General features: G+C 65.5%; 9 protein-coding genes. 4 read left to right on the forward strand and 5 right to left on the reverse strand.

Annotated elements, in window-relative coordinates:
• Positions 1–65 precede the first annotated feature (65 nt).
• From lolA to EO174_RS16480, 3 genes are all read right to left on the reverse strand, one after another.
• On the reverse strand, positions 66–695 hold the full coding sequence (lolA, locus tag EO174_RS16470; RefSeq protein WP_126945967.1) for an outer membrane lipoprotein chaperone LolA: 630 nt from the start codon (positions 693–695) through the stop codon (positions 66–68).
• Positions 696–792: 97 nt separating this feature from the next.
• A complete protein-coding gene (locus tag EO174_RS16475) occupies positions 793–2,727 on the reverse strand; it encodes a DUF3857 and transglutaminase domain-containing protein (RefSeq protein ID WP_126945970.1) in 1,935 nt (644 codons plus the stop codon).
• A gap of 188 nt (positions 2,728–2,915) precedes the next feature.
• Complete coding sequence (locus tag EO174_RS16480) at positions 2,916–5,273, reverse strand: DNA translocase FtsK (RefSeq protein ID WP_104582660.1); 2,358 nt, start codon at positions 5,271–5,273, stop codon at positions 2,916–2,918.
• Between the two features lie 283 nt (positions 5,274–5,556).
• Here EO174_RS16480 and trxB point away from each other — a divergent pair, with 283 nt between their 5' ends.
• The 4 genes from trxB (at position 5,557) to infA (ending at position 8,981) form a co-directional block, all read left to right on the forward strand.
• Positions 5,557–6,525: a thioredoxin-disulfide reductase gene (gene trxB, locus EO174_RS16485; protein WP_104582661.1), complete on the forward strand. Its 969-nt coding sequence runs from the start codon at positions 5,557–5,559 to the stop codon at positions 6,523–6,525.
• 60 nt (positions 6,526–6,585) lie between these two features.
• Complete coding sequence (locus EO174_RS16490; protein ID WP_126945973.1) at positions 6,586–7,704, forward strand: GNAT family N-acetyltransferase; 1,119 nt, start codon at positions 6,586–6,588, stop codon at positions 7,702–7,704.
• Between the two features lie 228 nt (positions 7,705–7,932).
• Positions 7,933–8,682 (forward strand): leucyl/phenylalanyl-tRNA--protein transferase, encoded by a 750-nt coding sequence (aat, locus tag EO174_RS16495; RefSeq protein WP_126945976.1) that lies wholly within the window; start codon positions 7,933–7,935, stop codon positions 8,680–8,682.
• Positions 8,683–8,762: 80 nt separating this feature from the next.
• On the forward strand, positions 8,763–8,981 hold the full coding sequence (gene infA / locus EO174_RS16500) for a translation initiation factor IF-1 (RefSeq protein ID WP_002813418.1): 219 nt from the start codon (positions 8,763–8,765) through the stop codon (positions 8,979–8,981).
• Between the two features lie 293 nt (positions 8,982–9,274).
• Here infA and clpA read toward each other — a convergent pair whose 3' ends face one another.
• Both clpA and clpS read right to left on the reverse strand, forming a co-directional pair.
• On the reverse strand, positions 9,275–11,557 hold the full coding sequence (gene clpA / locus EO174_RS16505) for an ATP-dependent Clp protease ATP-binding subunit ClpA (protein WP_104582663.1): 2,283 nt from the start codon (positions 11,555–11,557) through the stop codon (positions 9,275–9,277).
• Between the two features lie 142 nt (positions 11,558–11,699).
• On the reverse strand, positions 11,700–12,020 hold the full coding sequence (clpS, locus tag EO174_RS16510; protein WP_104582664.1) for an ATP-dependent Clp protease adapter ClpS: 321 nt from the start codon (positions 12,018–12,020) through the stop codon (positions 11,700–11,702).
• Between the last annotated feature and the right edge of the window lie 74 nt (positions 12,021–12,094).

Here is a 12,094-nt window from a genome sequence, read left to right on the forward strand (position 1 = left end):
ATCGCGTCAGCCAGCGACCTTCTGCGAAGAACGCCATTGGCTGAGCGGATGCTGCAGGCGACGGCTTAGTGCGCGTCGCCGACCACGTCCACGCCCTTGCCCGGCGTGTAGCGGAAGGTGTCGGCAGCGAATGCCGGATTGCGCTTCCAGCCGCTGAAGCTGATCGCAGTGCGCTGGCCGACCGCGTCCACCACTTCCATCCTGGCCAGGCCATCCTTGCCGAACCCCAGCGAGGCCATCTGGAAGCTGGCCTCGGTGTCGACCTTGGGCGTCAGCGACAGCCACTGCAGTCCGTCACGTGGCGCCGCCTCTTCGCTGACGTCGTACTGCTTGTCCAGGCGCGCCGGGTCGATCAACGCGACCAGGGGACTGTTCTGTTCCTCGCTGCCCTGCGCGCGCACGGTCACCTGCTCCAGATCCGGGTCGAACACCCAGACCTTCTTGCCGTCGGCCACGATCAATTGCCGGTAGGGCTTGGCGTACTCCCAACGGAACTGGCGCGGCGCCGACAATGCCACCCGCCCGCTCGCGCGCTCCTTGACCCGACCATTGGCATCGGAAACCTGCTGGCTGAACTGCCCGTCCAGGCCTTTGAGGCCGCGCGTGAACGTATCCAGCTCCTGGCGCGCGCCGGCGAACGCGGTGCCGGCAAACAGAGCGGTGGCGAGGACGGCATAACGGAGCTGGCGATGCATCGCAGTTTCCAAAAAAGGGAATGCGGGAATTCTGATACTTCGTAGATGAATGGGCGAGCGCTATCGCGTGATGCGTTCAGATCGCGGCGACGGCCGGTCAGTCAATTCCCTGTGCGGTCTGCACCCTGGACAGATCGCCATACACGATCTGCCCGCGAAAACCGCGCCGTACCTGCTGGTAGAGCTCGCGAAACGCGCGGTAATCCTGCGGCTGACACAGCGCCTGCGGCCCACGCACTGCAGCGCGCTGCAACCGGTGCACCGCCGTCACCGTCTGGCCCTGGCGCGTCCACTCGACCGCATACTCGCCAGCGGCATTGCGAAAGCGGCTGCTGCGCGGGATCGCGATGATCGGCACCGTTGCCGGAAAGCTCACCACATAGGTCTCTTCGCGCACGCTGTCGTTGCAGTAGAACGGGGTCAGGTTGTCTTCGGCCGAGGTGGTCGTGTAGATGCCGCGGGTGGATTCGGCGCCGGGCATATCCGGCAAGGTCATGCCGCCGACCACCGAAAAATCCACTGCGTCGTCGGCCTGGAACGCGTAGCGATAGTTGAACGACGCATCCAGATCCAGCGGGTCGCCCTGGATCAGCAGATCGCCGGTGCCATCGAAGCCGGACTGCGCAATGATCGACTCCTCGATGCGATTGCGGTTTTGCGCATTGAGCTGCACGAACATCGCCCGCAGCCCTACCTCGCCGGTCTGCCCGCTGTCGAGTGTGGTCAGGCCGTGCAACCCACCCTCGGGGGTAAAGCGGTACTCGGTACGCGCGACATAGCGATTGACTTTGCGGTCGTTGGGCGGGGTATGCGTGACCTTGCCGTCCAGCGTATGCACCACCGGCGCGCCGAGATCGCCGGCCGGCAACTGGCCGAAGCGCGCATAGGGGTTGGTCGAATCCACATACAGGTCGAACGCCGGGATGTAGGTGATGGCGTGGTTGAAGCGGCCAAGCACCGGAATCGGCGGCAGTGTCGGCCCGCCTTCGGCACCGATCAGCACCGGCGTGCTGGCGATGCCCTTGGCCGCCAGCAAGGCTTCCAGGATCACGGTGTGGTCCTTGCAGTCGCCATAGTGGTTGGCCAGGATGCTGTCGGCGCCATTGGGCTCCAGCCCGCCGTTGCCCAGGTACACCGCCACGTAGCGGATATTGCGCGCCACCCACGCGTACAACGCGGTGGCCTGCGCGCGCGGCGCGTCGATACCGCGGGTCACTTCGTCGGCCAGCGCCTGGATCGCCGGCGTCACCGCGGCAGCGCGGCCGCCCTTGACGTGATAGGCCAGGCCCATCTGCGACCAGCTGTCGAAGGTGCTGGCCATCAGGGTGGGGCTGAATTCCCAGGTCGCCGCACTCCAGTTCTGGTTCTTCATCGGCGCGGTGCGCTGATAGCGCCACTCCCAGCGCGCCTGGTCGCCGCGCACCACCGGCCTGGTCCCGCCCTGCAGCCCGCGCACCGACAAATGCATCGGCAATGCCTTCGGCGCCACCAGGGTGACCACCGCATCGTCGTATTGCGCGAACACGCTGAAGGTTTCCCACAGGCTGAAGTACCCGGGGAAGTACGGCGTGTTCTGCGCCCGCCGCACGCGATAGACGATGCGCGCACCCGGCGCCAGATTCGGGAACACCACCACCTTGACCTTGCGGTCGGCATACATCGCCGCCGCGGCACTGGAATAGCTTTCCTGGGTGTAGATCTTGTCGGGCGCCACGTCCTGGCGCAGTCCTTCGGCGGTGACGGTATAGGCATGCAGCACCTCCAGGGTCTCCATCTTCTCGCTGTAGCTCAGCCGCACCTGGCTGAACTGCTCCACCGCCGATTTGGTCTTCAGCAGGATCTCGTACTCGTCGGTTTCCACGCTGCTGGCGTCGGCACGCACTTCGTAGTCGGCGCGGTAGCGCACGAAGCTGTAGTTGGTGTCGGCCTGCGCGCGCGCGCCAGCCGCAGCAGGGGCAGGCTGTTGCTGGGCCTGGGCCAGCAACGGCAATGGGATCAGCAGCAGGAGCAGCAAGACGGAACGACGCAGCATGGGCCTTGAATCGCGGCGGACCGGAGCGGCCCTCGTGCAACAGGGTAGCCGGTGCACGCCGCAGCGTCAGGCACCGGTCTCCAACATCACCGCATCCCTGCGCGCGGGCATGCACAGGCAGCCCGGATCAGCGTGGAATCCCGCTCTGCCACCGGCAGGCGGACACGCGAAGCGTTGCCGGCCGCCGGTTACTTGGGCGGCGGCGGCGCCAGCACGGTGCGGTCGCCATTGTGCTCGGGTTGGCTGACCACGCCGGCCGCTTCCATCGCTTCGATCAGGCGTGCGGCGCGGTTGTAGCCGATCTTCAAGCGCCGCTGCACGCCGGAGATCGAGGCGCGCCGGGTTTCGGTGACGATACGCAAGGCTTCGTCGTACAAGGGGTCGGACTCGTCGCCGCCACCACCGCTGCTCTCGGGCAAGCCGGTCGCACCGACTACGGTGCCGTCGCCCATGGTCTGCACTTCGTCCAGCACGCCGTCGACATACGACACCGGCCCGCTGGCCTTGAGGTGCTCGACCACCCGATGCACTTCCTCGTCGCTGACGAAGGCGCCATGCACGCGGTCCGGCAGTGCCGTGCCAGGCGGCAGGTACAGCATGTCGCCGTTGCCCAGCAGCGCTTCGGCGCCGGACTGATCCAGGATGGTGCGCGAGTCGATCTTGGAGCTGACCTGGAACGCCACGCGGGTCGGGATATTGGCCTTGATCAGGCCGGTGATCACGTCCACCGACGGCCGCTGCGTGGCCAGGATCAGATGGATGCCGGCCGCACGCGCCTTCTGTGCCAGGCGCGCGATCAGCTCCTCGACCTTCTTGCCGACGATCATCATCATGTCGGCGAATTCGTCGATGAAGATCACGATGAACGGCAGCGTTTCCAACGGCCGCGGCGCTTCGCCCAGTTCGGGGTTGGGCTTGAACAGCGGGTCCATCATCGGCTGGCCGGCGTCGATGGCGTCCTTGATCTTCTTGTTGAAGCCGGCCAGGTTGCGCACGCCCACCGCGCTCATCAGCTTGTAGCGGCGCTCCATCTCGGCCACGCACCAGCGCAGGCCGTTGGCGGCCTCCTTCATGTCGGTGACCACCGGCGCCAGCAGATGCGGGATGCCCTGGTAGACGCTCAGTTCCAGCATCTTCGGGTCGATCATCAGCATCCGCAGTTCCTTGTGCGAAGCCTTGAACAGCAGGCTCAGCACCATCGCGTTGACCGCCACCGACTTGCCCGAGCCGGTGGTACCGGCCACCAGCAAATGCGGCATGCGCGCCAGGTCGGCGACGGTCGGGCGTCCGGCGATGTCCTTGCCCAGGGCAAGCGTCAGCGGGCTGGCCGACTTGTCGTATTCCTTGGAGCGCAGCAGTTCGGACAGGAAGATCATCTCGCGGCTGACATTGGGGATCTCCAGGCCGATCACCGACTTGCCCGGGATCACATCCACCACGCGCACCGACTTGACCGACAGCCCGCGCGCGATGTCCTTGTCCAGCGAGCTGATCTGGCTGACCTTGATGCCCGGCGCCGGCTCGATCTCGAAACGGGTGATCACCGGGCCCGGATAGGCCCCGACCACCTGCGCCTCGATGCGGAAGTCCTTGAGCTTGAACTCGATCTGCCGCGACAACGTCTCCAGCGTCTCTTCCGAATAGCCCTTGGCCTGCGGCTTGGGGTCGTCCAGCAGCGCGAGCGGCGGCAGGTCGGAACCGTCGGTGCTGACGCCCTGGAACATCGGGATCTGGGTATCGCGCTTGGCGCGCTCGCTCTTTTCCACCACCGGTGCCGGCGGCGGCTCGATCTTGACCGGCTCGCGCTTGGCCTGCTTGACCGCATCGACCTTGCGCACTTCCTCGCGCTCTTCGCGCATCACGCGGGTCTGCTGCCACTCGCTGGCCTGGTGGGTCTTGCGTTGCATCAACGGCCCCAGCGCCAGCACCCAGGTGCCGATGCGCTCCATCACCGCAAACCACGACAGGCCGGTGGCCAGGGTGATCGACACCAGCAGCAGCACCAGCACGAACAGGTTGGCACCCAGCGCCCCGAACCCGGCGCTCAGCGAATTGCTGACCAAGCGCCCGAGGATCCCGCCGGCCCCGGCCACATCGCCGTTGAACAGGCGCAGATGCAGGAAGCCGGTCGAGGCGATCAAGAACCCGACCATGCCGACCAGCCGCAATGCCGGCCCCAGGTCGGCTTCGGCCTGCCCTTCCTTGTCCATGCCGAACAAGGCGATCCAAGCCACCGCACCCAGCACCACCGGCAGCAGGAAGGCCACATAACCGAACAGCTGCAGCAGTACGTCGGCCGTCCAGGCGCCGACGCGGCCGCCCATGTTGTGCACCGGCGCGACCACGCTGCCGGTCTGCGACCAGCCGGGATCGGCGCTCGAATAGGTGAACAGGCTGGCCAGCAGATACAGCAGCAGCGGCGCCACCGCGATCAATGCCAGATCGCGCCAGAGCTTTTGCCGACGCGGATTGTCCGCCACCGCTGTCTTGCGCGAGGACGTCTTGCCCTCAGCGGGCTTGCTGCGTTCGGGAACCTGCTTTGCCACCTGTAGCCAGACCTTAGAAAAATGCTGTTAGTGGTTGATAATAAACGACCGAGGCCGCGGTTTCAGCTGTTGTATGAGCGTCGCCTGCCCGGGCACGCGCCGGTCAACAAAAAACGCCGCACGAGGCGGCGTCGATTACGCGTACGGGGTGGACCATGCCATCTGCGGTTCAAGCAGTTCCATCGCGCCGCCTTGATTCACCGGGTGGGGACCGCCACTCTATGCCGCCACAGGGGCGCGAATTCACTCGCCTGCCCTGCCAATTCCTAGATCGCGAGTATACATGAGCGCCTCTTCTGCCAGTCCCGCCAAGCATTCCCGCCTGCTGATCCTGGGCTCCGGCCCGGCCGGCTGGACCGCCGCGGTCTACGCCGCCCGCGCCAACCTCAAGCCGGTGGTGATCACCGGCCTGCAGCAAGGCGGCCAGCTGATGACCACCACCGAAGTCGACAACTGGCCGGGCGACCCCCACGGCCTGATGGGCCCGGACCTGATGAGCCGCATGCAGGCCCATGCCGAGCGCTTCGAGACCGAGGTGATCTTCGACCACATCCACACCGCCGACCTGTCGCAGCGCCCGTTCCGGCTGATCGGTGACGGTGCCGAGTACACCTGCGACGCACTGATCATCTCCACCGGCGCCACCGCCAAGTACCTGGGCATCCCCAGCGAGGAAGCCTTCAAGGGCCGCGGTGTGTCTGCCTGCGCCACCTGCGACGGGTTCTTCTACAAGGACCAGGACGTGGTGGTGGTCGGCGGCGGCAACACGGCAGTCGAGGAAGCGCTGTACCTGTCCAACATCGCCCGCAAGGTCTACCTGGTCCACCGCCGCGACACCCTGCGCGCGGAAAAGATCATGCAGGACAAGCTGTTCGCCAAGGTCGCCGCCGGCAAGATCGAGACCGTCTGGCACCACGCCATCGACGAAGTGCTGGGCAACGATGCCGGTGTCACCGGCGTACGGGTCAAGTCCACCCTCGACGGCAGCACCCGCGAGATCGTCGCGCACGGCTTCTTCGTCGCCATCGGCCATCACCCCAACACCCAGCTGTTCGACGGCCAGCTGGCGATGAACAACGGCTACCTGGAGATCCGCTCAGGCCTCAACGGGGCAGCGACCGAGACCTCGGTGGCCGGCGTGTTCGCTGCCGGCGACGTTGCCGACCAGCACTACCGCCAGGCGATCACCTCGGCCGGTTTCGGCTGCATGGCCGCACTGGATGCCGAGCGCTATCTCGACAAGAGCGCCTGAGGTGGCCGCTGACCGCCGGCCGCGCCGCGCGGGCAGCGCCGATGCCGGCGGGCCGGGCGCATGAGCGTCACCGCCCGCTGGTGCCGCCGGCTGGACGAGCTCCCGGCCGGTGCCTGGGACGCGCTGCACGACGGCGCGCACCCGTTCATTTCCTATGCCTTCCTGGAGGGCCTCGAACGGGAGGGCTGCCTGCGCCCCGACTGGGGCTGGAATCCGCTGCACCTGACACTATGGGACGGCGACACGCTGGTCGCTGCGGCGCCGGGGTACCTGAAGAACAACTCGCATGGCGAGTTCGTGTTCGACCACGCCTGGGCCCATGCGTATGCGCGTTATGGACAGGATTACTTCCCCAAGTGGCTGTGCGGGGTGCCCTACTCGCCGGTGACCGGCCCGCGCCTGCTGGGGGCACCGCGATGGCACCCGCAGTTGCTCGCAGCGATGCGCGAGCTGGTGGAGCGCAGCGGGCTGTCGTCGGCGCATGTGAACTTCTACCCGGCCGGCGAAGATGCGGCCTTCGACGTCGACTGGCTGGAGCGCAACGACCTGCAGTACCACTGGCATAACGCCAGCGGCTGGAGCGACTTCGAAACCTTCCTGGCCGCGATGGACCACAAACGGCGCAAGAACATCCGCCAGGAGCGCGCCAAGGTGCAGCGGGCCGGTGTGCAGCTGCGCGTGGTCCATGGCGATGAAGCCAGCGCTGCCGACCTGGAAGCGATGTATGGCTTCTATCTCAAGACCTTCAACGAATACGGCAACTCGCCTGCGCTGACGCCGGAATTCCTGCGTCATCTGGCCCGGCACCTGCCGCGCCAGCTGGTGATGTTTCTGGCCGAGCTGGACGGGCGCCCGATCGCCGGCGCGCTGTGCCTGCGCGGGCGCGACACGCTGTACGGGCGCTACTGGGGCGGCGAAGCCCTGCCTGGGTTGCATTTTGAAACCTGCTACTACCAGGGCATCGACTACTGCCTGCGCGAAGGCCTGACCCGCTTCGAGCCCGGCGCGCAGGGCGAGCACAAGATCGCGCGCGGCTTTCTGCCCACCCTGGTCCGCAGCCGTCACTGGATCGCCGACCCCGGCTTCCGCGAGCCGCTGGCGCACTGGTGCGCCGACGAACGCCAGGCAGTCGCCCGGCACGCACGCGAGCTGTCCGAGCACAGCCCGTTCCGCGATTGAACCCGCGCGGCAGCCAGGCCGGCTGCACCCGCCCTGATCGCAGGCTGGCCTCCTGCAGGCGACACGCGACGCGCCCCGTCCAGGGACAGTCGTCAGCCCGGTAAGAACTGCACGCCCGGCAGCGCGTGCTCGTGCACGCATGCCGCGGCGCGTATCGAGGACGCAGTGCAGCGTGCCGGGGACTGCGTGCCCGGGTGCGCCATGGACGACAGGCTCTACACTGCGCGCATGTCCCGCACCCTTCCCTACCTGCTTGCGACCGACCCGGCCGCGCCCTTCCCGCCGGCCGAACAGGCGCTGCGCGAGCCGGACGGCCTGCTTGCCATCGGCGGCGACCTGTCGCCGCAACGCCTGCTCAAGGCCTATGCCGGTGGCGTGTTCCCCTGGTTCTCGGACGGCCAGCCGATCCTGTGGTGGAGCCCGGACCCGCGCACGGTGTTTCGTACCGATGGCGTACGCCTGTCCTCGCGCTTCCGGCGCCAGTTGCGCGGCAGCCGCTGGATGCTGCGCGCCGATACCGCCTTCGCACAGGTGATCGCGGCCTGCGCGTCGATTCCGCGCGCCGGCCAGGACGGCACCTGGATCACCCCCACGATGCAGCAGGCCTACCTCGAACTGCATCGGCTGGGCCATGCGCATTCGCTGGAAGTGTTCGATGGCCCACGCCTGGTCGGCGGCATCTACGGAGTGGCGATCGGCCAGATGTTCTTCGGCGAGAGCATGTTCAGTGCCGTCAGCGGTGGCTCCAAGGTGGCGCTGGCGGCGCTGGCCGCGCATCTGCACGCCTGCGGTTGGCCATTGCTCGATGCGCAGGTGGAAAATCCGCACCTGATGCGCCTGGGCGCGCAGCGCCTGCCACGTGCAGATTTCCTGCAGCAGGTCCGGCTGCAGGTTGGCCAGACTGCGCTGCCGGGCAGCTGGTCCGAGCGCTACGGCGAGCGGCCTGCCAGCGCGCTTGCTGAAGTCCGCTTAACATAAAATTTGCACCGAGGGGAGATGGAGCGTAAAATGCTGTCCCTTACGGCCCTCCCGGGCCAGCCGTGATTGCACAGGATTACATGTCGAAAGACGACTCCATTGAATTCGAAGGCAGCGTCAGCGAGACGCTTCCCAACACCACGTTCCGGGTCAAGCTGGAAAACGGGCATGAAATCATCGCCCACATCTCCGGCCGCATGCGCAAGAACTACATCCGCATCCTGACCGGCGACCGGGTCAAAGTTGAGATGACTCCGTACGACCTGACCAAGGGTCGTATTACCTACCGCATGAAGTAAGCGGTTCTGGTGTGAGACGCGAGGCGGCCAATGGCCGCTTTTTGTCGTGGCCGGAATCTGGGCAGTTGGCAGGCATGGCTGGCCGATGTCGTCGGCTTGCCCTGCCGTCGCTGGTGTCATTGGCGTTTGTGGCCAGCCGATCCATAGCCTCGGTTCCGAAGCGTGCGGTGTCGCTGGTGATTTGCCGCTCCTCCGCGATCGCCGCGGCTGTGCGCCCTTCCCGCTGTGCATCTCCAGGGACATAAAAAAACCGCTCCTTCGAGCGGTTTTTTCACTTCAGGACTGCAGAGCGATCAGTCGACGGTCGCCGGCAGCAGACGCTCCGGTTCCGGGTGCGCCTCCACCACCAGTTCGCCATCCTTGACGTCAATATTGACCCGGCCGCCTTCCACCAGCTTGCCGAACAACAGTTCGTCGGCCAGCGGGCGCTTGATCTTCTCCTGGATCACCCGCGACATCGGGCGCGCACCCATCAGTGGATCGAAGCCGTGCTGGGCCAGCCAGTCGCGCGCAGTCGGCGTGGCCGACAACGACACGTGCTTTTCCTGCAACAGCATTTCCAGCTCGATGATGAACTTGTCCACCACGCGCAGGATGTGGTCAAAGCCCAGCGGCTGGAACTGCACGATCGCATCCAGGCGGTTGCGGAACTCGGGCGTGAACCCGCGACGGATCGATTCCATCGCATCGGTGGAGTGATCCTGCTTGGTGAAGCCGATCGACCGCCGCGACGCCTGGGTGGCGCCGGCATTGGTCGTCATCACCAGGATCACGTTCTTGAAGTTTGCCTCGCGACCATTGGTGTCGGTGAGGATGCCGCGATCCATGACCTGCAACAGGATGTTGAAGATGTCCGGATGCGCCTTCTCCACCTCGTCCAGCAGCAGCACGCAGTGCGGCGTCTTGACGATCTTCTCGGTCAGCAGGCCACCCTGGTCGAAACCGACATAGCCTGGAGGTGCACCGATCAGGCGGCTGATCGAATGCGCTTCCATGTATTCGGACATGTCGAAGCGCACCAGCTCAATCCCCAATTGCAGCGCGAGCTGCTTGGTGACCTCGGTCTTGCCGACACCGGTGGGACCGGCAAACAGAAAATTGCCGATCGGCTTCTCCGGATTGGCCAGGCCCGAGCGCGCGAGCTTGATCGAGCCAGCCAGCGTCTCGATCGCCGGGTTCTGGCCGAAGATCACCATCTTCAGATTGCGCTCCAGATGCTGCAGCACGTCCTTGTCGGTCGCGCTGACCTGCTTGGCCGGAATCCGCGCCATTTTGGCGACGATGGTCTCGATCTCCTCGATATCGATCAGCTCCTTGCGCTTACCCTCGGGCAGCAGGCGCTGACGCGCACCGGCTTCGTCGATCACATCGATCGCCTTGTCCGGCAGCAGGCGGTCGCCGATATGCTTGACCGACAGGTCCACGGCGGCCTGCAGCGCATCGTCGGCATAGGTCACGCCGTGGTGCGCTTCGTACTTGGGCTTGAGGCCCTGCAGGATTTCGAAGGTCTCGCCCACGGTCGGCTCAACGATGTCGATCTTCTGGAAGCGACGCGCCAGCGCACGGTCCTTTTCGAAGATGCCGCGGTATTCCTGGAACGTGGTCGAGCCGATGCAGCGCAGCTCGCCCGACGACAGCGCAGGCTTGATCAGATTGGAGGCATCCATCGTGCCGCCCGACGCCGAACCGGCACCGATGATGGTGTGGATCTCGTCGATGAACAGCACCGCATTAGGCACCTTCTTCAGCGCCGCCAGCACGCCCTTGAGGCGCTTCTCGAAGTCGCCGCGGTACTTGGTACCGGCCACCAGCGCGCCCAGGTCCAGCGAGAAGATCACTGCGTCGGCCAGCACTTCCGGCACGTCGTTGTCGACGATGCGCTTGGCCAGCCCCTCGGCAATGGCGGTCTTGCCGACACCGGCCTCGCCCACGTACAGCGGATTGTTCTTGCGGCGGCGGCATAGCACCTGGATGGTGCGCTCGATTTCGTCGCCACGGCCGACCAGCGGGTCGATCTTGCCGTTGCGGGCCTGCTCGTTAAGATTGGTGGCGAACTCGGCCAGCGCATCGCCCTTGGCCTCGCCCTCCCCACCCTCGCTCTTGGGCTCGCCATCGGAGGTGGACGGCTGCTCGCCGTCCTCACCCAGCTTGGCGATGCCATGCGAGAGGTAGTTGACGATATCCAGACGGGTGATGTCCTGCTGATTCAGGAAATACACCGCGTGCGAATCCTTCTCGCCGAAGATTGCCACCAGCACATTGGCGCCGGTGACTTCCTTCTTGCCCGAGGATTGCACGTGATAGACCGCACGCTGCAGCACGCGCTGAAAGCCCAGCGTGGGCTGGGTGTCGCGGCCATCGTCTTCGGCCAGGCGCGAGACCGAGGCCTCGATCGCCTGCTCCAGATCATTGTGCAGACGCACCTGGTCAGCGCCGCAGGCCTTGAGGACGGCCTGGGCGGACGGGTTGTCCAGCAGCGAGAGCAGCAGGTGCTCGACGGTCATGAACTCGTGACGCGCCTCGCGTGCTCGCTTGTAGCACTGGCCGATGGTTTGCTCTAGGTCTTTGCTGAACATTGGTAACTCCGAACGGCTGTTGCCAACAATATGCGGCTTTTGTTGGGATTTACCACAACCCTATCGGATAGGCATGTTCAGACGGCGTTAGCATGTGATTGCAGCCACAGTGTTGCGCTGCTGGAATGATCCAATCGACCCGTCAGGCCTGTTCCATCGTGCACAGCAGCGGATGCTGGTTCATGCGCGAGAATTCGTTGACCTGGGCGACCTTGGACTCGGCGACTTCGCGGCTGTAGACCCCGCAAACGCCACGTCCACGGGTATGGACATGCAGCATGACCTGCGTGGCCCGCTCCAGATCGAGGTTGAAAAACTGCTGCAACACCGTCACCACGAAGTCCATCGGGGTGTAGTCGTCGTTCAGCAGAAGCACCTGATAGCGCGGCGGTGGCGCCACTTCAGGCTTGCTGGCTTCGACCGTGAGGCCGTGATCGTGTTCGTGTGAGGTCTTACGAGGCATCCGGGCATTATACGGTTCATCGCCGCACGCATTGGACGATTTACGCCGCGCCCCGCACAATTTGTCTCCGATTC

Origin of the sequence: Xanthomonas sp. BRIP62418 (assembly GCF_003993495.1) — a bacterium.
GTDB lineage: Bacteria > Pseudomonadota > Gammaproteobacteria > Xanthomonadales > Xanthomonadaceae > Xanthomonas > Xanthomonas euroxanthea.